Consider the following 23,941-nt stretch of genomic DNA (forward strand, 5'->3'; position numbering starts at 1 on the left):
AATATACTGCAGGGATCGTTCATGCGGAGTGGCGGATCCTGAGCGACTTTTGTTCCATTCCCGCCTCTTTTGCCGTACAATATAAGGGAATTCCATAATACAAGGAGTGTGAGCCTCATGGCCCGTACCAAAACGCAAAAAGCGCTCCGCAAAGCGGAACGTGCCGGAACATGGTCAGCCGTCTCGATGAGAAAGACCAACGAAGATTACAGTGCGCTGTCACAGCATGTGAGAGTGAGGCCGACCAAACAGGAACAATGGAATAAGATCAAACACAGAAAGCGGATCGGAGACGATGGCGCTTTTTTTGTTGGTTTCGGAGGATGTGATATAGTACGCTAGAGAGGTTAGTTCAGGATGGAGGTTTATGATGGCGAAGCAAAAATATTATGTAGTCTGGGTAGGTAAAGTGCCCGGAATTTATACAAGCTGGGGCGACTGCCAGCAGCAGGTCAATCAGTTTACAGGCGCGAAGTTCAAGGCGTTCGAATCCCGGAGCGAAGCGGAACAGGCTTATGCGGCAGGCTATAAAAATTACTGGGGGCAGCAGTCCGGAAGCAAATCGGGCAGCTCAGGCTCCAAAAACTACAAGCGAAGCAGCCCATCTGCCGCGGACGAACCGGGCGAGATCGATTACGACAGCATTTCCGTAGATGTCGGGACGCGGGGAAACCCCGGACCCGTTGAGTACAAAGGCGTGGATACGCAGACGGGAGATATTCTGTTCTCGTGCGGACCGATTTCGAAGGGGACGAACAATCTCGGCGAGTTTCTGGCTATCGTTCACGCGCTGGCTTACCTGAAGAAAATCGGCAGCACCAAGACGGTGTACAGCGATTCCATGAATGCGCTCAAATGGCTGAAGCAGAAGAAGGTGGTCTCCACGCTGCCGCGCGATGCGTCCACCAAAGAGATCTGGGATCTGGTGGACCGGGCTGAGCACTGGCTCCGTACCAATACATATGAGAACAAGGTGCTGAAATGGCAAACGAAGAGCTGGGGAGAAATAAAGGCCGATTACGGACGCAAATAAATGAGGGATAGCAGAAGGAAACCGTTCAAAGTTATATCAAGCCGTAGGTTTGATATCGACGTTTTTGTTGCCACTGGGCGGCACCCTTACAATTATAAAGCGAAGACAGGGAGGGCTTCCCTGTTTTCGCTTTTTTTTGATACTCCATTGATTTAGGGCTCGAATGCAAAAAAGTCCAAATCGAAGCATGTGGATAATTCAAACGAAGGACGCTTGCTTCACATCCAAAGGACTGTGCATAACATGATGAATGAGTTCGTTATACACAGAGTTATAAACATTATCCCCGTTCGTTCCGCATACATCCAATTTCGATCTTATATTTCATGGAAGTTATCCAGCGTTTGTGAACAAATGTGGAGAAGTGCAAGCATAACTCCCCTTTAAACTCGAGGGAGGAGACGGTTATCCCCAAGGCCGGAGGTCAGGCGCAGCGCTTGCTGTGGATCTATTCACGATACGATGACCTTTATACCGGGAGCCAGCGACGAGCACGTTTAACCTTATTCCTTCTCACGGACCTGCTTATAGTATTGATTGGGGGACATGCCGACGTATTTTTTGAACACCTTGCTGAAATAAAACGGATCCTCCAGGCCGGTTAGATACCCGATCTCTCCGAAACTGAGGTGCGTGGCCTCGATTAATTCCTTCGCATGATTGATTCGTACCTGATTCACATATCGCATGATCGTATGTCCGGTAAGCTTGGCAAACACCCGATTGATGTAATCATAATTGCATTCGAAGCGCTGTTCGATATCCGAGCTGATGATTTTCTCGGCGTAATGTTCATGGATGTAGTCAAGGAGCGCATGCACCTTCATATAGGACTTGGTGTGCGGGCTGTTCTTCTCCAGCTCATCGAATAGGCTCTCGCGGGACAGTTCGATCAGCATTTCCATGAATTTGAGTGCGGTCAAACTGCGGTTAAAGTGCTTTCGTCTGTACAGCTGCAGCATTTCGCCAAGAGCATGGTACATATGATGAAGGCTTTTTTTCTGGGTTAGCGTGCAGGTCTTGGGGAAATATAGCTGTCTGTTGTCATCCTTGCCGGTCGTCTGGTTCTCGCCCATGATCCATTGTTTGGCCAGCAAGGATAAGGGGCGCTCGGGCGCATGATGAATATCGGGGTGTTCAAAATGAATATAGTAGTAGTCGCAGGGATGTTTCTGGGTTCCCTCGTGGTCCAGATGCGGTTCAAGCACCAGCAAGTCGCCTTTCTTGAGCACATGGGAAACGCCGTTCTCCCGCATATGAAGCTCGCCGCTCTTCACGAAATACAGAATATACTCGTGTGTGTTCCGCTTGAAATGAATCCAGGGGTTCTTGTAGGAGACAAATCCCATCAGTTTGATTCTTGGCACATAGTCCGCGTTCATCGATAGCACGAATTCCACCCTCTCCCCAAAAAAACGTGAAGTCGTTTTTGTACAAAAAGAGTAACTTTCACACATTCCCGTTCATTGTAACACAGCCTATACTTGGGATGAATGTATAAGAGGTCTTACGGACGTCTTTCCGCGGAGATCAGCTGCAGGCTTTTATCGATGTGGTTAACGGCAATGGTCATGCACTGGATACAACGTTACGGGGATGCAAACAAGAACCAGAGAACGACGGTTTCCAGCTGGACGGAAGAGCGTAGGATATTAATTAATATTAAAGGAGGCCATACTCTTGGCTACTATCAATGTAACGGTATGGAATGAATACCGGCACGAGAGACATAATGAACAGATCGCAAAGATTTACCCCGAAGGCATCCACCGGACGATTGCTGATTTTCTGGAGAAGGACACACAATTTGACGTACGCACGGCCGTGCTGGATGATCCGGAACACGGATTAACAGATGAAGTACTTGCTTCAACGGACGTCCTGATCTGGTGGGGGCATGTGGCTCACGGCGAAGTACGGGATGATATCGTGGAAAAAGTGCGCCAGCGCGTATTGGACGGCATGGGGATCATCGTGCTGCATTCCGGCCACGGCTCGAAGATTTTCCAGCGCCTTCTCGGCACCAACACAGGCGCACTGAAATGGCGCGATGACGGTGAGAAGGAACGGTTGTGGGTCATTGATCCCAGCCATCCGATCGTTAGCGGACTTGGAGAATATATCGAGGTTCCGCAGGAGGAAATGTACGGGGAGCGCTTTGAGATCCCGGCACCGGATGAACTGGTGTTTGTCTCCTGGTTCGAAGGCGGGGAGGTATTCCGCAGCGGCTGCTGCTACAAGCGCGGACGCGGGAAGCTGTTCTATTTTAGACCGGGTCATGAAGCATTCCCTACTTACCATCAACCTGAAATTCAACAGGTAATTACCAATGCCGTCGCCTGGGCGGCGCCGATCCAAGGCGCCAAGACCTCCTATGGCCGGGTATCTCCGCTCGAATACGTTCAGCCGGTATAGGCCGATCCCTTGCAAGCGTCCGTCGTCAACGTTGTATTGCCTGAGATGTCAGGAATACGACCGTTGATCGTGCGCTTGTTTATTTTGATCATAACGGCGGCTATCGAAATCCGCCTAAGAACAATGTATAATGTACCCAATTCGGTTACGACATAAATAAAAGTGGGTTGGATCATGGATCAGGATAAACAGCGCCTTAGCATCGAGGCAGCAAGATTGTATTATATGTCGGATTACAGCCAGCAGGATATCGCGACAAAGCTCGGCGTTTCACGTCCTACGGTCTCCAGGCTTCTTCAGCACGCCAAGGAGCAGGGCTACGTGCAGATCAGCATTGTGGACCCTCTCGAGGACCTGGACGCTTTGGGCGAAAGGGTGAAGAAGGAGTACGGATTGGAACAGGTGCTGGTGAGTTACTCTCCCATCAATGAATACCGCGAAATCCAGAAGCATATCAGCAAAAGGGCGGCCGATTACCTGCATGAAACGGTCCAGGATGCCGATATTATCGGCGTAACCTGGGGAACGACCATGCATGCCGTGGCGCTTCAGCTGCAGCAGAAGCCCGTTCGGGGCGTCGAGGTCGTGCAGTTGAAGGGCGGCGTCAGCCATTCGCATGTGAACACGTATGCCGCAGAGATCGTCAATCTTTTTGCCGAGGCATACCACACGATGGCGAGATATTTGCCGCTGCCCGTCATCTTTGACACTACCGAGCTGAAAGAAATGGTGGAGAGGGACCGGCATATCCAGCGGATTATCCAATTAGGCAAACAAGCCAACATCGCCATATTCACGGTGGGTACCGTTCATGAGGACGCGCTGCTGTTCAGGCTCGGCTATCTTAGCAAGGAAGAACAGAAACTGCTGCAGCGGATCGGCGCGGGCGATATTTGCTCCCGTTTTTTTGATGCGGAGGGCACGGTGTGCAGCGAGGATATTAACAATCGTACGGTAGGCATCGATTTGGATGATCTCAGGCACAAGGAGAAATCCATTCTCGTGGCAGGCGGGCAGCGAAAGGTAGATGCCATTCGAGCTGCGCTGATCGGCAAGTATGCAAACATCCTGGTGACGGACCAGTTTACGGCGCAAGCCTTGTTATCATGAAATGCTCAACTTGATTTGGATATTTTATAGACACCTCGTTTTAGGGAGATTAGAAGCCGTTACAGCTTCGCGCTCTCCTGGATGAGGTGTTTTTTAATGCGTTAAAAATAGCTGTCATAACAGGAAACGGGTCTTATTATCTGATTATGTTTACCCTGATCGGGTATAGAGCATAGTAAACGTAGTGAATTGTTAGATTATTCCTGAATGATCAATTGTCGTTTTAGTCAACAATGATAAATATCATTGCCATAAATCGGAATGAACATATTTTCAATATGTGTTTTACATATGTTCAAGGCTGTGATATGATGGTCCCGTCTAAAGGATTAAGCGTTATGATAGCGCTTTTACAAGATTATTAAAAAACAGTTTAAGGAGTGTTTTAACCAGATGAATATAGCAGGAATGATCGACCACACGCTCTTGAAGGCGGATGCAACCCAAGCCGAGATTACGAAAATTACAGAAGAGGCCAAAAAGTACGAGTTTGCTTCGGTTTGTGTGAACCCGACTTGGGTATCCTACTGTGCTGAGCAGCTGGCGGACACCAACGTCAAAGTATGCACGGTTATCGGTTTCCCTCTGGGAGCTGCAACATCCGCGGTAAAAGCTTATGAAGCGAAGGACGCTATTGCTAACGGGGCTACGGAGGTTGATATGGTCATCAACATTGGAGCGCTCAAAGATCGCAATGATGAGCTCGTGTTGAAAGATATCCAAGCTGTAGTGGATGCAGCTAAAGGCAAAGCCCTGGTTAAAGTCATCATTGAGACAAGCCTTCTGACGGAGGAAGAAAAGGTTCGTGCATGCAAGCTGTCCGTGCAAGCGGGAGCCGACTTCGTGAAGACGTCAACAGGGTTTTCGACTGGCGGGGCGACGCCGGAAGACGTAGCCTTGATGCGCAAAACCGTTGGCGAGAACATCGGCGTGAAGGCTTCCGGCGGCGTGCGCAGCAAGGAAGATATGGACCGCATGATCGAAGCGGGGGCAACGCGGATCGGTGCCAGCTCCGGCGTGAAAATTATGGAAGGCGGCCAATCCAGCTCTTCCTACTAAATGCTTTTGTGAATATCCGGTTTTCGATGATTCTATAGCCGTGTCATATCAAAAAAATCACCTATGGGGGAACAACGACGATGAAATATATAATCGCCATACTAGGTTTGCTGGTCGTATTCGGTCTTGCGTTCCTTATCAGCAATGATAAGCGTCACATCCGTTACCGTCCGCTGGCTGTCATGATTGTGCTGCAGCTGATCCTTGGATTTATACTGCTGAACACCAATGTCGGCGAGTATCTTGTTAAAGGGATAGCGAATACGTTTAAAGCGCTGCTTGACTACGCCGGAGCCGGGATCGAGTTTGTGTTTGGCGGCATTGCGAATGAAGGTGCGGGTCCGTTCTTCCTGAACGTCTTGCTGCCGATCGTGTTTATTTCCGCATTGATTGGTATACTTCAATATATTAAGGTACTGCCGTTTATCGTAAGATATATCGGTCTCGTCTTGAGTAAAGTCAACGGCATGGGTAAGCTGGAATCTTACAACGCGGTAGCTTCAGCGATCTTGGGGCAATCCGAAGTGTTTATTTCGGTAAAAAAACAGATCGCCTTAATTCCGAAGCACCGCATGTATACGCTCTGTGCTTCCGCGATGTCCACGGTATCGATGTCGATCGTCGGGGCTTACATGAGCATGATCGAGCCACGGTACGTGGTGACCGCGCTTGTACTGAACCTGTTTGGCGGATTTATCATTGCTTCCATCGTCAATCCTTACAAGGTGGATAAGGAAGAGGATATCCTGGAGGTGCAGGAAGAGGAGAAGCAATCCTTCTTCGAGATGCTGGGCGAGTACATCATGGACGGTTTCAAGGTAGCGATTACCGTTGCAGCAATGCTCCTTGGTTTCGTTGCTTTAATCGCGATGATCAACGGCATTTTTGATATGATTTTCGGAATCACCTTCCAGGAGCTGTTAGGATATATTTTTGCTCCATTTGCTTTTGTCATGGGCGTGCCTTGGAAAGAAGCAGTGGATGCAGGCAGCATCATGGCTACGAAGCTGGTATCGAATGAGTTCGTTGCGATGCTCGATCTGGCCAACTTCACGAATTTGTCCGAACGCACCGTGGGTATCGTATCGGTATTCCTGGTGTCCTTTGCGAACTTCTCCTCGATCGGCATCATTGCCGGCGCGGTCAAAGGCCTGAACGAGAAGCAGGGGAACGTGGTTGCGCGTTTCGGTCTCAAGCTGCTGTACGGCGCAACGCTGGTGAGCGTGCTGTCGGCCACGATTACCGGACTGTTCCTGTAAGCCAGGTTTGAAGGACTACTACAAGCGAGCCTTATGGATAGTTTGATTAAAAACTCATATATGAGGGGGAGCAATGGATATGGAACGTTTTGACCGAATTCACTTGATCGTATTGGACTCTGTAGGTATCGGTGAAGCACCGGATGCGGCTGATTTTGACGATATCGGATCCGACACGCTGGGTCATATCGCCCGCGAATGCGGCGGGCTCAGCATGCCGAATATGGCAGCGCTCGGGCTGTCCAACATTCGGGAGATCGAGGGAGTCCCGGCCTCGGATAAACCTCGGGCTTACTATACGAAGATGCAGGAAGCTTCGAATGGCAAAGACACCATGACGGGTCACTGGGAGATCATGGGCTTGTATATCGATACGCCATTCCGCGTGTTCCCGGACGGGTTCCCGGACGAGCTGATCCAGCGCATCGAAGAGAAGACCGGACGCAAGGTCATCGGCAACAAGCCCGCCAGCGGAACGGAGATTATCGAAGAGCTTGGCGAAGAGCATGTAAAAACGGGGGCTTTGATTATCTATACCTCGGCGGACTCCGTGCTTCAAATCGCTGCGCATGAGGATATCGTTCCACTGAAAGAGCTGTATGAAATCTGCGAGTTCTGCCGCGAAATTACGCTGGAAGATCCTTATATGCTCGGACGGATCATCGCGCGTCCATTCATTGGCGAGGTGGGGAGCTTCAAGCGTACGGCGAATCGGCATGACTATGCCTTGAAGCCTTTCGGACGTACCACGATGAACGAGATGAAGGATGCTGGTCTAGACGTCATTGCCCTCGGGAAAATCTCCGACATTTATGATGGCGAAGGCATTACGAAGGCAGTCAGAACCGTATCGAATATGGACGGCATGGATAAAATGGTGCAAACCCTGGGTGAATCCTTCAAGGGACTGAGCTTCCTGAACCTCGTGGATTTCGATGCGGTATACGGACACCGACGCGATCCGAAAGGATATGGCCAAGCGTTGGAGGATTACGATCAGCGCTTGCCCGAAGTGTTCGAGAAGATGACGGAAAAGGATCTGCTGATCATCACGGCCGACCACGGGAATGATCCGACCTACAAAGGAACGGACCACACGCGTGAATACGTGCCGCTGCTTGTTTATTCTCCACGTTTTGCGGAGGGTAAGGAACTGCCGCTTCGCAAGACCTTTGCCGACATCGGCGCCACGGTTGCGGACAACTTCGGCGTGAAGCTGCCGGAGCACGGAACAAGCTTTTTGAATGATTTGAAATAATCGAAAATGTGGAGGAATGGGACATGAGTACACATATTGGAGCGAAACCGGGAGACATTGCGGAGTCGATTCTGCTGCCAGGTGACCCGCTGCGCGCTAAATTTATTGCAGAGACGTATCTGGAGGATGTGACCTGCTATAACGAAGTTCGGGGCATGCTCGGATTTACGGGAACCTACAAAGGAAAACGCATCTCCGTGCAAGGTTCGGGCATGGGCGTGCCTTCTATCGGGATTTATGTCAATGAACTCATTCGGGATTATGGCGTAAAAAATTTGTTCCGTGTCGGAACGTGCGGCGCGATGCAGGAGCATGTTCGGGTGCGCGACGTCATTCTGGCCCAGGCGGCTTGCTCGGATTCCGGCATGAACCGTCACCACTTTAACGGTTATGATTTCTCCCCGATCGCCAGCTTCCCGCTGCTGCTCGGCGCGTACGAGCGCGGCAAGGAGAAAGGGCTTAAGATGCATGTCGGCAACGTGTTCACGTCCGATGTATTCTACCGTGAGGACAAGTCGGTGGTTGAGAAGCTGATGCAGCACGGCGTGCTGGGCGTAGAGATGGAGACAACGGCCCTCTACACGATTGCCGCACGCTTCGGTGTGAACGCCCTGACGATCCTGACCGTAAGTGACCACTTGCTGACAGGGGAAGAGACTTCTTCCGAGGAGCGCCAAACGACGTTTAACGAGATGATGGAAGTCGCGCTGGATACGGCGATTTCGTTGTAAGGAAACGGCCCCGAGCGAAGAAGGCGGAATTGTTTTGGAGAAGCGAAGCGGTCGCCTTTGCCCACGGATTCCAACAATATTAATGATATATAAGGAATCTGGGGGCAACAGCGATCGGAAGAACAATCCGCATTTGTAGTGATGCCCGTGGAAGGAATACAATCATCGCAAACAGTGAGGAGAATGTACGATGAGAATGGTTGATTTAATTGCGAAGAAACGAGACGGCAAGGAACTGACAACAGAAGAGATCAATTTCTTTATCGACGGATATACCAAAGGAGATATTCCCGACTATCAGGTGAGCGCCATGAACATGGCGATTTATTTCCAGGACATGACGGACCGGGAGCGGGCGGACCTGACGATGGCGATGGTAAACTCCGGAGAAACGATTGATCTGTCCGCAATTGAGGGAATCAAGGTTGATAAGCACTCCACCGGGGGCGTAGGCGACACCACGACGCTTGTGCTGGCTCCGCTTGTAGCGGCGCTGGATATTCCCGTAGCGAAGATGTCCGGACGCGGTCTGGGCCATACCGGAGGAACGATTGACAAGCTGGAGTCCATTGAAGGATTTCATGTGGAGATCAGCAAAGACGAATTTGTGAACCTTGTGAATCAACATAAAATCGCCGTCATCGGCCAAACCGGGAACCTCACCCCGGCGGACAAAAAACTGTATGCGCTTCGGGATGTGACGGCTACCGTCAATTCCATTCCGCTGATTGCCAGCTCCATTATGAGCAAGAAGATTGCCGCTGGCTCGGACGCCATCGTCCTGGATGTGAAAACCGGAGCAGGCGCGTTCATGAAAACCGTGGAGGATGCCAAGGAATTGGCGCATGCCATGGTTAGCATCGGCAACAATGTCGGCCGCAAAACGATGGCTGTCATCTCCGATATGAGCCAGCCGCTTGGGGCTGCGATCGGCAATTCGCTGGAGGTGCAGGAAGCGATCGATGCGCTTCGCGGCGAGGGTCCGAAGGATCTGGAGGAGCTGTGCCTGGCTCTGGGCCGGCAGATGGTTTACCTCGCTCAGAAGGCAGATTCGCTTGAAGATGCCGAAGAGAAGCTCAGAGAGGTTATCCGCAACGGCAAAGCATTGGAGAAATTCAAGGAATTCATCCAGAACCAGGGCGGAGATGCGTCCGTGGTGGATCACCCCGACCGACTGCCGAAGGCGAAGTACCTTATTGAGCTTCCTGCGCAGCAGGACGGTGTTGTCGCTGAGCTGGTAGCGGATGAGATCGGTACCGCAGCGATGCTGCTTGGAGCCGGCCGTGCAACGAAGGAATCCGAGATTGATCTGGCTGTAGGCCTGATGCTGAACAAGAAGGTCGGCGATGCCGTGAAGAAGGGTGATTCCCTTGTAACCATTCATGCTAACCGCGAGAACGTGGATGACGTGAAGCAGAAGCTGTATGAGAGCATTCGGATTGCAGATCATGCGGATGCGCCTGTATTGATTTATGACATCGTGACGGAGTAAGGGAAGCCTAATCCGAAGCGAGTCATAAACGCAACCCTGGGGAGCATCGGGGTGAGGGTCTACTTCTCCGTGAGAATAACACATCTCATCCCTATATCCGTGTTCATTTTCCAAGGTATGCCGATGCAACCTGCCTTTTTCGTGTTTTATGAACGGGGGCAGGTTTTTTGGCGGCCCCCGTCATAAAACGGATGGGAGCCCTCATAAGATGGTAGTGGGGAAAAACGTAAGGCATTTAACGGGAGAGGGAGATGTGTAGCCCGGGCAAGAGCCATCCAGCTTGAAGGAGGCTTTTGGCCATGACCATCGATCAGTTGATTGCTTTGCTGGCACTTATCGTTATGATCATCGGACTTGCGGTGAAGAAGGAGTCTTAACCTGTGAGTCCGGGAGGGCTGCTGCTAAGTAGAAATTCTACTGATGCTGCAGCCTTTTTCTTTTGATAGGTTGATAGAGTTCGATATAAGTCATATACTTAGAATGCAATGTTCTCCATTATTCATCATTTATTGGGAGGAAACCATGCTCTATTTTGCAGCGTTTGTCATATCCATGGTGCTGGTATTGGTACTGATTCCGCCATTTCGCAAACTTGCGATCAAGCTTGATTTTGTGGACAAGCCAAGACCGGACAGCGAGCGGAAAATACACCGCGAGCCGATACCGCTGACAGCGGGGGTCGCCATATTCATCGGATTTTTCATCACCTATTTTGCGCTTACCGGCGCCATTTCAAGGGAAGCGGTAGGCATCTTTATCGGTAGTGCACTTATTCTTGGCATTGGACTCGTGGATGATTGGTATAAGTCCCAAGGCAAGGAACTGGCTTCGCTGCCGAAGCTCATTGTACAGGTCAGCGCAGCCGTCGTTGTATACAGCTATGGCATCGCGTTTGAAGGATTCAACAATCCGTTTACGGGTCAGTATATTAACCTGCCGGAATGGCTGCAGCTCATCTTAACGATTCTGTGGATTTTCGGTGTAACGACAGTCATTAATTTCTCGGATGGCATCGACGGTCTTGCTGGAGGGCTCTCCGCCATATCCGGAGGCACGCTGTTTGTTGTGGCGATTACGCTGGGCAGAGGCGAATCCGCGCTGCTTGCCGTCATTCTTGTAGGTGCTGCGCTGGGATATTTACGATATAATAAGCCGCCTGCCCGCGTGTTTATGGGAGATGCCGGCGCCACCTTCCTCGGGTTCATACTCGGGATCATTGCCCTGGATGGTGCGTTTAAAGGTGCAACCCTGGCGTCCTTATTCGTTCCAATCTTCGCTCTGGGCGTGCCGATCTTCGATAATATCATTGTGGTCATCCGCAGAATGCTTCAGTCCAAGCCGATCTATCAGGCCGATGCATCCCAGGCGCATTATCGTTTGCTGGCAACGGGACTCAATCAGAAGCAGACATTAGTATTTCTGTGTTTGCTGAATCTATGTTTCGGTCTGGCTGCAATCATACTTGCGATGAATGGCGGCGCCTGAGGCGTGAAAGCCTGACATCAGCTTTTTCCAGTACGTTATTTAAGTCTCGTCTCCAAATCGATGTTGGTGGCGGGGCTTTTTTTTAGAGATAAGAAAGTATAAACTTCAGAGGCTTACCATCCTTATCTCGCAAGAAAAACTTCCGCTAAATGTGGTCTGTCTTCTGAGAAAGTGCGTCGATAGTCGTTTTTCTTATTACAATGGTGGAAGGATACGAACAGGAGGTCAGCGGGATGAATGACATGACTGGAAAGATCATCATCGTAACAGGAGCCAACTCCGGCATGGGCCTGGCTGCGACGGTGGAGCTGGCAAAAGGCGGAGCGCATGTAATCATGGCTTGCCGTAGTCAATCGAGGGGCGAAGCGGCTCTTCGGCAAGCGCTGCAGGAGAGCGGCAGCTCGAAAATCGAGCTGATGACGCTGGATTTGGGGTCTTTTGATAGCATTAGGGCATTCGCTTCCGATTATAAGGCCAAATACGAGCGGCTTGACGTTCTTGTGAATAATGCTGGCGTGGTCACTATCAAGCGGGAACTGACGCAGGACGGATATGAAGCCATGATGGGGGTCAATCATCTGGGGCATTTTTTGCTGACGAACGAGCTCCTGGAGCCCCTTCAGCACGCCCGGCAGGGGAGGGTCGTAAATGTATCCTCTGGCGCGCATAAAGTGGGCAGCATTCATTTTGATGACCCTCATCTCGGTAAGGGGTTCAATGTGGCCAAAGGTTACGCACAGTCCAAATTAGCCAATATTTTATTCACGAAAGAGCTTGCCCGCCGGCTGCAGCCGACGCGGGTAACGGTCAATGCGCTTCATCCCGGTGCCGTCAGCACCAGCATTGGCGTGAACCGGGACACAGGCTTTGGCAATGCGGTCCACAAGCTGCTTCGTCCGTTCTTCTTAACGCCGCTCGAAGGAGCTCGGACAGCGATTTATTTGGCTTCTAGTCCTGAAGTGGAGCATGTGACAGGGGAATACTACGTCAAATGCAAACCAGCGAAGACCACCGACAAGGCAAGGGATCCGAAGCTGGCCGCTCGTCTGTGGGAATGGAGTGAAGAACAGGTAGGTTGGAAGTCGGACAAGGGTCGATGAATTTACGCGTTCAAGAGGCCCGATTCCAAGAGCGGGTTTATGACTGAATGATCCGCTAAGAGCATGATCGGGCAACAATGAACGAGGGGATGAATCGGCCCATCAATATGATGACTACCAGTAAATGAAGGACCAAGACTGGCGAACGAATAAACGGGATATCCTCCAGATCAACATGATCTGAGGATATCCCGTTTCATTTCACGATAGAGGTTCATGATCCGTTATAGAAGCACACGTTATGTTACTTCGTCGTTTTCATATCGATTGCGCTGCGAACAAATCCGCTGGTACCGTCTAGAAGTTTGGAAGCTTCCGCGGCACTGACATTTGCAAGCAGCATCACGATGGCGGTTTTAACATGGGCGCCGGCTTCATGGTACGCCTTCTCCACATCCTCCTCAGATGCTCCCGTTGCAAGGGTTATGATGCGTTTGGCGCGATGCACAAGCTTATTATTGGACGGGTTGAGGTCGACCATCAGATTTTTGTACACCTTGCCGATCCGAATCATGGCGGTCGTTGTCAGCATGTTCAGAATCAGCTTTTGCGAAGTACCGGCTTTCATACGCGTGGAGCCCATGATCACTTCGGGTCCGACAACAGCCTCGATCACAAAATCCGCGTACTGATGCATCGGCGATTCGTAGTTATTACAGAGTCCGATGACAACAGCTCCACGCTCCTTGGCGCATCTCATCGCCCCAAGAACATAGGGCGTACGGCCGCTTGCAGCGATGCCGATGACAACATCCCTCTCATTGATACCGTTTTCATTGATATCCTGTTCACCTAACTCTTCGCTATCCTCGGCACCTTCGATAGCTTCCTTTACGGCTCTGAAACCACCTGCGATCAATCCCTGCACCATGGAAGGGTCAGTCCCGTAGGTAGGCGGACACTCGGATGCGTCCAGAATACCGATTCGGCCGCTGGTTCCGGCACCTATATAGAACAATCTGCCACCCTTCTGGAAAGCGTCCACGACGAGATCTGCCGCTCTGGCTATAAGAGGAATAAGCTCGCGGATCGCATCGGTGATCAGGCTATCCTCGCTATTGATGAGGATCATAATTTGTTCTGAGCTCAACTGATCAATGTTTTGCGTATTTTCATGAGGCTGTTCGGTTGTCAATTGACTTAGAATATTCGTCATGAGACAGGTCTCCTTTTTTGCCTTGGAATATGGACGGGCACTGATGTAAAGCTACAGCAAGTCAGAGACGCCGTCTGTAAATAGCTTGCAGGCTAACAGGGCCGCACCATGGGCGGGTGTACGTTCACGATTTCCTTCGGGGAACCGGAGGCGGGGATAACGCGTTAGCAGTACGCTGCCGTACGTGTCCCGAAACAAGGGTGAATGTTTGAATATCGAGCCGATCCGCACGAGTTCACTCTCTTCGAATTCAGCTTGCTGCCTGATGAGAGCGCTTGTTGTATCGGCCAGTTCTTCTGCCTGCTGCCGGATGATGCCGCATGCCGCTTCATCACCGGTTTCGGCTGCTTCTATGCAGCAGCGGGCGAAGGAAGCGATATCCTGTTTCGTTATAGCGGGCTGGTAAATGTAAGATTTGAGATCGGTAATATGCTGGAGAGGATAGGCTGCAACAATCAGGCTGCTCATGATGGTGGGTGGTAAAATGCCCTCGTGGCTCTTAATGACAGATTTCAGCGTCTGAAGTCCGATCTGATAGCCGCTGCCTTCGTCTCCAAGAAGATGTCCCCAGCCACCGACGCGGTGGATGTCTCCCGATTTGGTTATAGCGTAGGTATTGGATCCGGTTCCCGAGATCGCAAGTATTCCATACTGACGTTCCAGTACGGCCATTAATGAAATTTCGGCTTCCGAGCGCATGTAAATACGCATCGAGAGCTGCCGCTGCTGGAAATAGGAATGAAGGAAAGACTGAACACGACGTCGTTCTTCTGCAGAGCTTATACCTGACATTCCAAGACATATTGATGTGAATGATAATGACTTATTAAAAAGAGGTGCCAGAAGCCCATCCAACACCGTTTGGAGTTCCTCCATCGCTTTATCAAAGGTTACAATGTAAGGATTGGTGGAACCTCCGGTATACCGGGAAAACACTTCTCCAGCGCCATTGATAGCGGTTGCTTCGGTTTTGGTACCGCCACCATCAACACCGATAAAAATTTCCATATTGAACCACTTCGCTTTCTATATCCAGTATAGGAGAAAACGGAAGTGTTGTAAAATAAAATTTTAAATCATGAATTAAGTATTGAAATATAATTTCATACAATTTATAATGAACTCAATCCACTGATATTGAAAGCGATACCAGTCATGCTTTCATTCAAGTTGTGTAAAGTAATGTTACATAGAAGTGATCGTCAGAGGATTATTTGTAAAGGGGGGCAAGAAATGAACGGCGGATTGGTTCGATTGCGTGAGGTGTATGATTCATTAAATCCGTCCGAGCGCAAAGTTGCAGCCTTCATTTTGCAGGAACCGGCAGAGATGATACAGATGTCGGTCGCGGATCTTGCAGTCCGAAGCGGTTCCAGTCAGGCTGCCATTGTACGCCTGTGCAAAACGATGGGTTTCAAAGGCTATCAGGATCTGAAGCTGAAGGTAGCCGGAGACTTGCAGGAGCCATTAGCCACCGGGTATCAGGATATCCGGCCCAATGACAGCATTTCTGCAATTATACAGAACGTCTCGAACAACAACATTCAATCGATTCGGGATACGATGAAGATTATGGAGGAAGGGAAGGTGGAAGAGGCCGTTCTGGCCCTCGATCAGTCGAAGCGCATTTTTATGTTCGGGGTAGGGGCTTCCAATCTGATCGGGATGGATGCCCAGCAGAAATTTTTGCGGATTAACAAGGTATGCATATCGTTTCCGGACCCTCATGTTCAGCTCACCTCGGCGGTGCTGTTGACTCCAGATGATGCGGCCGTATGCATTTCCTACTCCGGTGAAACGGATGAAGTGATCCGCGCAGCAGCGATTGCGAAGGAGAAGGGATGCAAGACGATTGGCATTACCAAATACGGTGATTCTACCTTGAGCCGATCGGTGGACATTCCCTTGTACACTTCCTCTACGGAGAACGAGATTCGCAGTGGCGCGATGTCCTCTCGTATTACGCAGCTTAATCTTATCGATATTTTATATCTTGGCGTCGCCAGCCGGAATTACGAGAATTCAGTGAAATACCTGGATGAGAGCCGGCAAGCGATCAAGCGGTTGTAGTTCATAGCGAAAACCACAAATATATAAATGATAAGGGGAGTAGTACATGAAGAAAAAAGGTTGGCTTACATTGTTGGCTTCTTTAATGCTCGTGTTTACCGCAGCTTGCGGCGGTTCCGGCGGGGCGAAGACTCCGGAAGGCGGAACAGGAACCACTTCGGAAGGAAACGGTGAAGCCGCACCGAAGCAGGATACGGTTGTCGTCTGGACTTATCCGGTTCATGGTAAATACGAAGATGAGTTGAAAGAGCATGTAGCGGATCTGAAAGAAAAGTATCCGCACATTACAGTCCAAACCGAAGTGCTCTCCTGGGCTGAGGGTCCGAAGAAGTTCGATGTGGCCTTGAATGCCGGTAACCCGCCTGACCTCTATTTCCACGCGGTGGATGGAGCTTATGTGGATACGGGCCTTGCACTGGAGCTTACCCCTTATATTACGGACGAGATCAAAAACGACTACCTGCCGGGAACGCTTGAGCTGGGCCAAATCCAGGGTAAACAATATGGACTTCCGCTGTACCAATCCCTCTGGGCGTGGGGCGGCAACAAGAAGATTCTTGAGGAAGCCGGCATCGACTGGAAGGCTATTCAAGAGAACGGCTGGACTTGGACTGAATTCAAGGCAGCTGCCGAGAAGTTGACCAAGAAACTTCCGAACGGCAATACGCAGTATGCGCTGGTGACCGACGGTACTTCCCTGGACTTCATGGAAATGCTGACGCGCAGCAACGGCATGCCGGACGTTCTGAATGATAAAGGCGAGTTCCAATGGAACGACGAGCGGATTCTGGATACGATGACATTCGTGTCCGATCTGATGAAAGCCGGGCATTTGCCTGCCGAGACCGCAGCGATTACGCCGGCCAAACGGATGGATCTGTTCTATGCAGAGGAAGCCGCTATCGTGTCCAAGGCGATTCCTTACTATGACGTAATGCTCCAGAACCGCGCGAAGGATATTGACAGCGGTACTGTACAGGGCGCGAAAATCGATTTCGTCCTGCTGCCGGTTCCGCATAACGACGGGGCTGAGCGGAAGACCTCCATGTTTGGTGAAGGCTACGTAGCGTTCAAACAGAAGAAGGATAAAGGCGAAGAGCATGCAAAGAACACGTTCCTCATCATGGAAGGACTGAGCGGCGCGAAAGCAGGTAATTCCGCGAATGAACTGGTGCTGCCTTTCGTTCGTAAATCCCAAGCGGAGTTTTATGAAGGCAAAGGACTTGGTACGGAATCCACCATAAAAGCAGCGGAAATTTTTGCGAACTTCAAAGAAATTCCGGTGACCCTGAACCTCGATGCAGAGGCTTCAGGCAACCAGAAGAAATTCAAGGAGCAAGTGGTGAAGCCGAACATTCAGGCGCTGTTCTCGGGTGAGAAGACACCGGAGCAGATCGCGCAGGACTTCAAGGATAAAGGCAAACAGATTTTAGGACAGTAATTGAAGTTATAAGGGGGTGTCCCGTTGTCCTTAGCAGGAACGATCGGGCCACTCCCTTTTTAAACCAATTGATTCAGGCTTCAAAAGGCTTCATGAAAATACTTCACCTGTGCGCAAAGGAGGAAATCAAATGCAGACTGCCCCGGCGCAAACCCGGCCTTCGCGTCCCCCAATGAAGGGTTATCTACGCGAATATGGATGGGCGTATTTATTCATTCTGGCTCCCGTACTGTTGTTCTTGATATTTACGCTTTACCCGGTCGCCTCCGCTTTTCTGATGAGCTTTCAGGAATACAGCGTGATGGGCTCTGAATGGATTGGAACGGACAACTACACACGGATGGTACAGGATGAAGTGTTCTGGAAATCCATGAGGAATACGGTTTTATTCACGATCGGTACCGTTCCGGTGAACATTGTCATCACGTATGCTTTATCCTTTTTTATATTTCAGATGAAGAATAAATGGCAAACGTTCTTCAAGGCTACGATGTATTTGCCGGCCGTTGCTTCCGGCGTCACCATCTCGGTGGTATGGCTCGCCATTTACGATCCGACCCATGCCGGGCTGTTGAATCGCTTCATTGGATTATTCGGATTTGACCCGGTCATATGGCTCGGCAAATCGAACACCGCGCTCTTTTCGCTTATCTTGATGAACTGGCTCGGTTCGCATGGTGCGGGCATTATTCTTTATTTGGCCGCCATGGGCGGGATTCCCAAATCGCTCTATGAAGCCGCGGATATTGACCATGCCAGCGGTTGGTCCAAATTCTGGAGCATTACGTGGCCGCTGATGAAACCAACCACATTGTACCTGCTGGTGACGGGCGTCATTACGTCCTTCCAGGTGTTTATCTCGGTGTATCTGATGACGCAGGGCGGTCCGAACTTCGCGACGACAACCATCGCCTACCTGATTTACAGCACCGCATTCAACTTCTATGAATTTGGACTCGCGGCAGCGCAATCTTTTGTATTGGCCGCATTGATTATTGTCATTTCCGTCATTCAGTTCAAATACTTCTCGTCCGACGTGGAGTATTAATGCATATTTCTGAAGCTAAAAGGGGGTGCACCTATGAAATCAAGATCAAAAGTGATCATGCTGATTGTGGCTTCGGTCATCCTGGTGGTATGGAGCGTTCTGACGATCATTCCGATGTACTGGATGTTGATTGGCTCTGTGCAGGACACCAAGTCAGCGGCTTCGTTTATCCCGAAAATGATTCCGGACGTATTTTCCGTGGCCCCGTACGAGCGTTTTTTTGGCAAAACCAACGTCATGAGGTGGCTCTTTAACTCCTTATTGATCTCATCCATCCTGACGGTGACCAACGTGTTCCTGGCCTCGCTCGCAGGTTATGCCTTTGCGAAGCTGAAGTTCCCGGGGAACAAAGCGGTATTCTGGGTTTTGCTCAGCACGATGATGATCCCGGCGCAAGTGACACTGATTCCGCTCTATATTTTGATGATTGACGTATTTGATCTCGGGAATACATACACGGCTATTCTTCTTCCCGGCATTGTAAGCGTGGGCAACATTTTCTTGATGAAGCAGTACATGTCATCACTGCCTACCTCTCTGATTCATGCAGCGCGTATCGACGCTTGCGGCGAATTCGGCATCTTCTGGAAGGTCATTCTCCCGATGGCCAAACCGGGTCTTGCCGTGCTGGCGATTTTCACGTTCGTTGCATCCTGGAACGATTTCTTCTGGCCCTTCCTCGTGACCAATTCGACGGAAATGAGGACCATTCAAGTCGGTCTTGCTTCCTTCGTTTATGCGGACACGACCGATTTCGGCGCACTTATGGCTGGAGCAACCGTCGCGGCGCTGCCGATGATGATCTTGTTCTTCTCGCTTCAGCGCTATTTCCTGCAAGGCATCACCATTGGAGCCGTTAAAGGCTAGAAGGAGGCAAAGTTATGGCACGCGTAGAATTCCGTAATATACGCAAAGAATTTGTAGACGACAACAAAGGGACGTTTACCGCTGTAGCGGGGTCGGACTTTGTGATCAATGATAAAGAGTTCGTGGTATTTGTCGGTCCTTCCGGCTGCGGCAAAACCACCTCGCTGCGCATGATTGCCGGGCTGGAACGTCAAACCTCCGGCGACATCATCATCGGGGACAGAGTAGTAAATAATCTTCACCCGAAAGATCGGGATATCGCGATGGTGTTCCAGGATTATGCGCTGTATCCTCATATGACCATTCGCGAGAATCTCTCCTTCGGCTTGAAGAACCTGAAGAAGCCCAAGGCTTATATTGAGCAAAAGGTATCGCAGGCAGCCTCCATTCTCGGCCTGGAGTCGATGATTGACCGGAAGCCGCGCGAGCTGTCCGGCGGACAGCGTCAGCGTGTTGCGGTAGGGCGGGCCATCGTGCGCGATCCGCAGGTGTTTCTGTTTGACGAGCCGCTGTCGAACCTGGATGCGAAGCTTCGCGTGCAGATGCGGGTAGAGCTGTCCGAGCTGCACAAACGTCTGGAAGCCACCATTGTATACGTAACGCATGATCAGGTTGAGGCGATGACGCTCGGAGAGCGGATCGTCGTGATGAACAACGGCATTATCCAGCAGATCGCTTCGCCGACGGAGCTGTATGCGAATCCGCAGAACATGTTCGTAGCCGGCTTTATCGGCTCCCCGCCGATGAACTTTATCGATGTGCATAAGGAAGGGAACGTCCTCCGTATGGAAGGCGGGGCATTTACTATTCCGGATACGATGGCGGGTGCGCTGAGCAAATACGAGAACAGGCATCTTATCCTGGGCGTCCGTCCCGAGCACATTACGGGTGAGGATCTGCCAGGAACAACCAATCTGGATTACAAGTACTTCACCAAGGTTCAGGTTGTTGAACATCTCGGTTCAGAGAACCTGGTGTACTTCCGCGTTGGAAACCGGACGGTTACCGCGAAGGTTCACCCGGAAACGACGGGTTATCCGGGCATGGACAAAACCTTCATTTTCAATTTCGATAAGGTGCATTTCTTCGATCCTGAGACGGAACAGCGTATCGATTGGTAAACAACGACGAAGAGGAGAGGAAAGCTATGCGCAAGCTGAATGATGTGTTGAAGAAGACAGGGGTTGAGATTTACCGTGAGATTACGGCGGTGGCCTTATACAGCATGATTACCTCGCTAGTGCTCGTGACGGTGGTCATGTTTGTGCCGCTGTGGGCAGCGCTGGTGCTGCTGCCGATTCTGTATATGCCGCTCTTTTATGGTGTTTGTTATGCGTATCACCGCAGAACGGAGCGGGGCAAGTCAAGACTTAAGGATGTGTTCCAAGGCGCGATCAAGGGACTCGGACCTGCCGTAATCATGGGCTTCTTCTTTGTGGTGATGGCCCTCATTTTGTGGTCCACCTGGTGGTATTACGGGGGCAAAGAGGGAATCGGCTATCTTGCGATTGGCGTGTTCCAGACCTATTTCGTCATCATGGCGCTCATATCCCAATTCTACACCTTTCAGCTTGTCATTCAGGAAGGGATGGGCATCTTCAAGGCTATGGCCCACAGTGTCAAGCTGTTCCTGAAATATCCGGCCTATACGCTGGGCGCATGCTTTCAAGCCTTCTGCGTTGCGATCCCGCTGCTGGTAACGGTCGTTGGCTTTGGATTTTTGTTTAACGGCATGTGGGCCATATACCAGCATAAGGTTACGTATAATGTACTGAATCCGGAAGAGGCCAAACCGGCGGAAGACGGTGTGGTAGCCTCGGAAGCGAGAGGTGTGAGCATATGAGAATCAATGTGCGGAGCGGAATTGATATGCTGCCGAGCTTAAAGCACGAGAAAATCACGGGTCGTCGCCTTGGCGTCATCACGAATCCGACGGGGCTCACGTCGGATTTTCGTTCATCTATCGAGGTGATTGCAGGCTTGCCCGAGTCGGAATTGACGGCTTTGTTTGCTTGCGAGCATGGGCTGCGAGGTCAACTGCAGGCAGGGAAGCACGTGGATGATGAAGTGGACCCTGTATTCGGCGTGCCGGTTTACAGTCTGTATGGTTCGCGGCGCAAACCGGACGCCGACATGCTGAAGAACGTGGACACGGTCATCTTTGATATTCAAGACCTTGGCGTGCGTTTTTATACGTATATGACGACGCTGCTGTATGTCATGGAGGCATGCGCCGAGCATGGCAAGAGCCTGCTTGTTCTGGACCGGCCGAATCCGCTGGGAGGCGAGCGCTGCGAAGGCGGCTTGCTACAGCCGGGATTTGAATCTATGGTGGGCGGATGGCACATTCCGATTTGCACCGGCATGACCATCGGCGAATTCGCGCGCATGGCCAACGACTTGCGGGGAACGGGCTGTGATCTGGATGTGATTCAGCTCGAAGGCTGGACGCGCGACATGGTTTATACCGACACGGGTCTTCCGTGGGTGCTGCCTTCGCCGAACATTCCCACGATGGATACGGTTCAGCTGTACAGTGGGACCTGTTTCTTCGAAGGGACCAACCTTTCGGAAGGCAGGGGTACGACCCGGCCGTTCGAATGGATCGGGGCCCCATGGGTCAATGGCGAAGAGCTGGCGAAGGCATTCAACGCGTACGGACTGCCGGGCGTGCATGCCCATTCCATGTACATGACGCCTACCTTCTCGAAGCACCAGGGCGAAGGCTGTGGCGGGGTGATGCTGTTTGTAACGAATCCGGCAGAAGTGGAAGCTGTGCGCACAGGACTTGTGCTGCTGCACCTGGTCAGCCGGATGTACCCGGATCAGTTCCAGTGGCTTAGCCCACCGGAGGGACGTAACCGGTATTTTATTGATTTGCTTACGGGCAGCGAGGATGTCCGCCGGCACATCCACGAAGAAGCCGGACTTCAGCGCATTGTTGCCGAGTGGGGCAAGGATGCGGAGCAGTGGAGAACGATGCGGGCTCCTTATCTGCTGTATGGGGAGGCGTAAAGGATGTTCTCATCATGGAAGGGTGGAGGGCCGACCGTTGTGGTCGGCCTGATGTCGGGTACTTCGCTTGACGGCATCGATGCAGCCGTCGTCCGCATACACGGAAGCGGCCTCGAGGCATCGGTTGAACTGCTGCATTACTATAGCAAGCCATACGAACCGGAGCTCCGTCAGCGGCTGCGCGATCTGTGCAGTGAAGAGAATTCCAATAGCGCTGCTGTTTGCAGCATGAATGCATACCTGGGGTATCAGTTTGGAGCGGCAGTCCTGGAAGCGGTTGCCGATGCCGGCATGCAAATCGATGAGGTGGATTTGGTTAGCTCCCATGGACAGACGATTTGGCATCAGCCTGTACCCGGACAAGGTGATCCCTATGCTGTCGCTTCGACTCTACAGATCGGCGATATTTCCGTTATCGCCAAGCATACCGGCAAACTTACGGTAGGGGACTTCCGGCCTGCAGATATGGCGGTTGGGGGGCAAGGGGCCCCGTTTGCTCCTTACGGAGATTTGATCCTGTTTCGGCACCCGCAGCGGGGAAGGCTGCTGCAGAACATCGGCGGGATCGGCAATTGCTCGGCGCTGCCCGCAGGGGCGGATCCTGCGGATGTGCTGGCTTTTGATACCGGGCCCGGCAATATGATCATGGATGCCATAGCCCATATGCTATCCGGAGGGCAGCTTTCATATGACGACAGCGGAAAATGGGCTGTCCGAGGCAACCCGGATCAGGTCTTGTTAGGCGAGATGATGGAGCATCCTTATTTTCACATGGAGCCGCCCAAATCAACAGGAAGAGAAGTGTTTGGTCACAATTACGCGGTTTCATTTCTGGAACAAGCCAGGCTCAGGAAGCTTTCGGATGAGGACGTGATGGCAACGGCTACGGCGTTTACCGCCCGTACCATTGCGGATAGCTATGTGAGATATGTGTTTCCCCGTTACAAGATCGATGAAGTGATCGTGACCGGCGGAGGAGCGCACAACAAGACACTGCTCTCCATGTTAAGCGAGCTGCTGCCGGAACAGAAAGTCATGAGCTCCAAGGCGCTGGGCTTTGATGACGATGCGAAGGAAGCCGTGATTTTTGCACTGTTAGGCAATGACTTCATGCTCGGTGTTCCTAACAATTTGCCTGCGGCTACGGGAGCCGACCGCCCAACCGTTATGGGGAAGCTGGCCCTGCCATAGCGGAGGAGGCATAAACAGCAAAACCACCGTGATCAGTACCTTGCCGGCAAAAATGTTCGCATCAAGCCGGATTGCCAGAGCGATAGGTTTTGCCAGGTTCTCCATGCATAAACCCATGCATAAACCCATGTATAAACCGTTCATTAAAGCCCGCGGAACGGAAGTACCGAGCGATGGTGTACAGGTAATGTTAGGCAGCGATCTTGGAAAG

The 23,941-nt window shown here is 51.2% G+C and carries 23 protein-coding genes and 1 pseudogene; 19 read left to right on the plus strand and 5 right to left on the minus strand.

Going from position 1 to position 23,941, the window contains the following annotated elements; all coding sequences use genetic code 11:
- Window positions 1-117: 117 nt before the first annotated feature.
- Both PAEVO_RS31580 and rnhA read left to right on the plus strand, forming a co-directional pair.
- Window positions 118-342, plus strand: a complete 225-nt coding sequence (locus PAEVO_RS31580) for a hypothetical protein (RefSeq protein ID WP_100541412.1) — start codon at window positions 118-120, stop codon at window positions 340-342.
- Window positions 343-370: 28 nt separating this feature from the next.
- Complete coding sequence (rnhA, locus tag PAEVO_RS31585) at window positions 371-1,033, plus strand: ribonuclease H (RefSeq protein WP_100541413.1); 663 nt, start codon at window positions 371-373, stop codon at window positions 1,031-1,033.
- 503 nt (window positions 1,034-1,536) lie between these two features.
- On the opposite strand, the gene PAEVO_RS31590 is transcribed toward rnhA, so the two are convergent.
- Window positions 1,537-2,415 (minus strand): AraC family transcriptional regulator, encoded by an 879-nt coding sequence (locus PAEVO_RS31590; RefSeq protein ID WP_100541529.1) that lies wholly within the window; start codon window positions 2,413-2,415, stop codon window positions 1,537-1,539.
- 298 nt (window positions 2,416-2,713) lie between these two features.
- Here PAEVO_RS31590 and PAEVO_RS31595 point away from each other — a divergent pair, with 298 nt between their 5' ends.
- Entirely contained in the window at window positions 2,714-3,448 is a 735-nt protein-coding gene (locus PAEVO_RS31595; protein ID WP_100541414.1) for a ThuA domain-containing protein, read from the plus strand.
- Here the strand turns inward: PAEVO_RS31595 and PAEVO_RS33595 are convergent.
- Window positions 3,436-3,624 (minus strand): hypothetical protein, encoded by a 189-nt coding sequence (locus PAEVO_RS33595; protein ID WP_133120364.1) that lies wholly within the window; start codon window positions 3,622-3,624, stop codon window positions 3,436-3,438. The two genes, PAEVO_RS31595 and PAEVO_RS33595, sit on opposite strands and share 13 nt — an antisense overlap.
- Between PAEVO_RS33595 and PAEVO_RS31600 the strand changes: the two genes are divergently transcribed.
- The 8 genes from PAEVO_RS31600 to PAEVO_RS31635 all read left to right on the plus strand — a co-directional run bounded on the left by PAEVO_RS31600 (window position 3,623) and on the right by PAEVO_RS31635 (window position 12,942).
- Window positions 3,623-4,558, plus strand: a complete 936-nt coding sequence (locus tag PAEVO_RS31600) for a sugar-binding transcriptional regulator (RefSeq protein ID WP_100541415.1) — start codon at window positions 3,623-3,625, stop codon at window positions 4,556-4,558. The genes PAEVO_RS33595 and PAEVO_RS31600 overlap by 2 nt on opposite strands.
- A gap of 393 nt (window positions 4,559-4,951) precedes the next feature.
- Window positions 4,952-5,617 carry a deoxyribose-phosphate aldolase gene (deoC, locus tag PAEVO_RS31605; RefSeq protein ID WP_100541416.1) on the plus strand — a complete coding sequence of 222 codons (666 nt, stop codon included), beginning with the start codon at window positions 4,952-4,954 and terminating at the stop codon, window positions 5,615-5,617.
- An 80-nt stretch (window positions 5,618-5,697) separates the two neighbouring features.
- Window positions 5,698-6,876, plus strand: coding sequence for a NupC/NupG family nucleoside CNT transporter (locus PAEVO_RS31610; RefSeq protein ID WP_100541417.1), 1,179 nt, complete (start codon window positions 5,698-5,700; stop codon window positions 6,874-6,876).
- 79 nt (window positions 6,877-6,955) lie between these two features.
- Window positions 6,956-8,134, plus strand: coding sequence for a phosphopentomutase (gene deoB, locus PAEVO_RS31615; protein ID WP_100541418.1), 1,179 nt, complete (start codon window positions 6,956-6,958; stop codon window positions 8,132-8,134).
- A 23-nt stretch (window positions 8,135-8,157) separates the two neighbouring features.
- Window positions 8,158-8,865: a purine-nucleoside phosphorylase gene (deoD, locus tag PAEVO_RS31620; RefSeq protein WP_076325327.1), complete on the plus strand. Its 708-nt coding sequence runs from the start codon at window positions 8,158-8,160 to the stop codon at window positions 8,863-8,865.
- A gap of 190 nt (window positions 8,866-9,055) precedes the next feature.
- Window positions 9,056-10,357 carry a pyrimidine-nucleoside phosphorylase gene (locus tag PAEVO_RS31625; RefSeq protein ID WP_100541419.1) on the plus strand — a complete coding sequence of 434 codons (1,302 nt, stop codon included), beginning with the start codon at window positions 9,056-9,058 and terminating at the stop codon, window positions 10,355-10,357.
- A 522-nt stretch (window positions 10,358-10,879) separates the two neighbouring features.
- Window positions 10,880-11,842: an MraY family glycosyltransferase gene (locus PAEVO_RS31630; RefSeq protein ID WP_100541420.1), complete on the plus strand. Its 963-nt coding sequence runs from the start codon at window positions 10,880-10,882 to the stop codon at window positions 11,840-11,842.
- Between the two features lie 233 nt (window positions 11,843-12,075).
- On the plus strand, window positions 12,076-12,942 hold the full coding sequence (locus tag PAEVO_RS31635; protein WP_207797557.1) for an SDR family oxidoreductase: 867 nt from the start codon (window positions 12,076-12,078) through the stop codon (window positions 12,940-12,942).
- Between the two features lie 244 nt (window positions 12,943-13,186).
- On the opposite strand, the gene murQ is transcribed toward PAEVO_RS31635, so the two are convergent.
- Together murQ and PAEVO_RS31645 are read right to left on the minus strand one after the other, a co-directional pair.
- Window positions 13,187-14,098: an N-acetylmuramic acid 6-phosphate etherase gene (gene murQ, locus PAEVO_RS31640; RefSeq protein ID WP_100541421.1), complete on the minus strand. Its 912-nt coding sequence runs from the start codon at window positions 14,096-14,098 to the stop codon at window positions 13,187-13,189.
- Between the two features lie 51 nt (window positions 14,099-14,149).
- Window positions 14,150-15,106 (minus strand): BadF/BadG/BcrA/BcrD ATPase family protein, encoded by a 957-nt coding sequence (locus PAEVO_RS31645; RefSeq protein WP_100541422.1) that lies wholly within the window; start codon window positions 15,104-15,106, stop codon window positions 14,150-14,152.
- A gap of 225 nt (window positions 15,107-15,331) precedes the next feature.
- Here PAEVO_RS31645 and PAEVO_RS31650 point away from each other — a divergent pair, with 225 nt between their 5' ends.
- The 8 genes from PAEVO_RS31650 (at window position 15,332) to PAEVO_RS31685 (ending at window position 23,730) form a co-directional block, all read left to right on the plus strand.
- On the plus strand, window positions 15,332-16,168 hold the full coding sequence (locus PAEVO_RS31650) for a MurR/RpiR family transcriptional regulator (RefSeq protein ID WP_036643553.1): 837 nt from the start codon (window positions 15,332-15,334) through the stop codon (window positions 16,166-16,168).
- Window positions 16,169-16,214: 46 nt separating this feature from the next.
- Entirely contained in the window at window positions 16,215-17,609 is a 1,395-nt protein-coding gene (locus tag PAEVO_RS31655; RefSeq protein WP_100541423.1) for an ABC transporter substrate-binding protein, read from the plus strand.
- Window positions 17,610-17,739: 130 nt separating this feature from the next.
- A complete protein-coding gene (locus PAEVO_RS31660) occupies window positions 17,740-18,657 on the plus strand; it encodes a carbohydrate ABC transporter permease (RefSeq protein ID WP_100541424.1) in 918 nt (305 codons plus the stop codon).
- Between the two features lie 33 nt (window positions 18,658-18,690).
- Window positions 18,691-19,524 (plus strand): carbohydrate ABC transporter permease, encoded by an 834-nt coding sequence (locus PAEVO_RS31665; protein WP_100541425.1) that lies wholly within the window; start codon window positions 18,691-18,693, stop codon window positions 19,522-19,524.
- A gap of 14 nt (window positions 19,525-19,538) precedes the next feature.
- The gene (locus PAEVO_RS31670) at window positions 19,539-20,645 is read left to right on the plus strand and encodes an ABC transporter ATP-binding protein (protein WP_100541426.1); all 1,107 of its coding nucleotides are present in this window, start codon (window positions 19,539-19,541) and stop codon (window positions 20,643-20,645) included.
- Window positions 20,646-20,671: 26 nt separating this feature from the next.
- Window positions 20,672-21,367 carry a hypothetical protein gene (locus PAEVO_RS31675; RefSeq protein ID WP_100541427.1) on the plus strand — a complete coding sequence of 232 codons (696 nt, stop codon included), beginning with the start codon at window positions 20,672-20,674 and terminating at the stop codon, window positions 21,365-21,367.
- A complete protein-coding gene (locus PAEVO_RS31680) occupies window positions 21,364-22,539 on the plus strand; it encodes a DUF1343 domain-containing protein (RefSeq protein WP_100541428.1) in 1,176 nt (391 codons plus the stop codon). The genes PAEVO_RS31675 and PAEVO_RS31680 overlap by 4 nt, the downstream gene beginning before the upstream one ends.
- 3 nt (window positions 22,540-22,542) lie before the next feature.
- Entirely contained in the window at window positions 22,543-23,730 is a 1,188-nt protein-coding gene (locus tag PAEVO_RS31685) for an anhydro-N-acetylmuramic acid kinase (RefSeq protein WP_100541429.1), read from the plus strand.
- On the opposite strand, the pseudogene PAEVO_RS34970 reads toward PAEVO_RS31685, so the two are convergent.
- A pseudogene (locus PAEVO_RS34970) lies at window positions 23,635-23,835 on the minus strand (hypothetical protein); the annotation flags it as partial. The gene PAEVO_RS31685 and the pseudogene PAEVO_RS34970 sit on opposite strands and share 96 nt — an antisense overlap.
- Window positions 23,836-23,941: the final 106 nt, after the last annotated feature.

It is taken from the genome of Paenibacillus sp. GM2FR (assembly GCF_002803325.1).
GTDB lineage: Bacteria > Bacillota > Bacilli > Paenibacillales > Paenibacillaceae > Paenibacillus_AQ > Paenibacillus_AQ lautus.

Coding starts and splice junctions, on each gene's coding strand:
- PAEVO_RS31580 (WP_100541412.1), top strand. CDS start 118: ATGGCCCGTACCAAAACGCAAAAAGCGCTCCGCAAAGCGGAACGTGCC.
- rnhA (WP_100541413.1), top strand. CDS start 371: ATGGCGAAGCAAAAATATTATGTAGTCTGGGTAGGTAAAGTGCCCGGA.
- PAEVO_RS31590 (WP_100541529.1), bottom strand. CDS start 2,415: ATGAACGCGGACTATGTGCCAAGAATCAAACTGATGGGATTTGTCTCC.
- PAEVO_RS31600 (WP_100541415.1), top strand. CDS start 3,623: ATGGATCAGGATAAACAGCGCCTTAGCATCGAGGCAGCAAGATTGTAT.
- PAEVO_RS33595 (WP_133120364.1), bottom strand. CDS start 3,624: ATGATCCAACCCACTTTTATTTATGTCGTAACCGAATTGGGTACATTA.
- deoC (WP_100541416.1), top strand. CDS start 4,952: ATGAATATAGCAGGAATGATCGACCACACGCTCTTGAAGGCGGATGCA.
- PAEVO_RS31610 (WP_100541417.1), top strand. CDS start 5,698: ATGAAATATATAATCGCCATACTAGGTTTGCTGGTCGTATTCGGTCTT.
- deoB (WP_100541418.1), top strand. CDS start 6,956: ATGGAACGTTTTGACCGAATTCACTTGATCGTATTGGACTCTGTAGGT.
- deoD (WP_076325327.1), top strand. CDS start 8,158: ATGAGTACACATATTGGAGCGAAACCGGGAGACATTGCGGAGTCGATT.
- PAEVO_RS31625 (WP_100541419.1), top strand. CDS start 9,056: ATGAGAATGGTTGATTTAATTGCGAAGAAACGAGACGGCAAGGAACTG.
- PAEVO_RS31630 (WP_100541420.1), top strand. CDS start 10,880: ATGCTCTATTTTGCAGCGTTTGTCATATCCATGGTGCTGGTATTGGTA.
- PAEVO_RS31635 (WP_207797557.1), top strand. CDS start 12,076: ATGAATGACATGACTGGAAAGATCATCATCGTAACAGGAGCCAACTCC.
- murQ (WP_100541421.1), bottom strand. CDS start 14,098: ATGACGAATATTCTAAGTCAATTGACAACCGAACAGCCTCATGAAAAT.
- PAEVO_RS31645 (WP_100541422.1), bottom strand. CDS start 15,106: ATGGAAATTTTTATCGGTGTTGATGGTGGCGGTACCAAAACCGAAGCA.
- PAEVO_RS31650 (WP_036643553.1), top strand. CDS start 15,332: ATGAACGGCGGATTGGTTCGATTGCGTGAGGTGTATGATTCATTAAAT.
- PAEVO_RS31655 (WP_100541423.1), top strand. CDS start 16,215: ATGAAGAAAAAAGGTTGGCTTACATTGTTGGCTTCTTTAATGCTCGTG.
- PAEVO_RS31660 (WP_100541424.1), top strand. CDS start 17,740: ATGCAGACTGCCCCGGCGCAAACCCGGCCTTCGCGTCCCCCAATGAAG.
- PAEVO_RS31665 (WP_100541425.1), top strand. CDS start 18,691: ATGAAATCAAGATCAAAAGTGATCATGCTGATTGTGGCTTCGGTCATC.
- PAEVO_RS31670 (WP_100541426.1), top strand. CDS start 19,539: ATGGCACGCGTAGAATTCCGTAATATACGCAAAGAATTTGTAGACGAC.
- PAEVO_RS31675 (WP_100541427.1), top strand. CDS start 20,672: ATGCGCAAGCTGAATGATGTGTTGAAGAAGACAGGGGTTGAGATTTAC.
- PAEVO_RS31680 (WP_100541428.1), top strand. CDS start 21,364: ATGAGAATCAATGTGCGGAGCGGAATTGATATGCTGCCGAGCTTAAAG.
- PAEVO_RS31685 (WP_100541429.1), top strand. CDS start 22,543: ATGTTCTCATCATGGAAGGGTGGAGGGCCGACCGTTGTGGTCGGCCTG.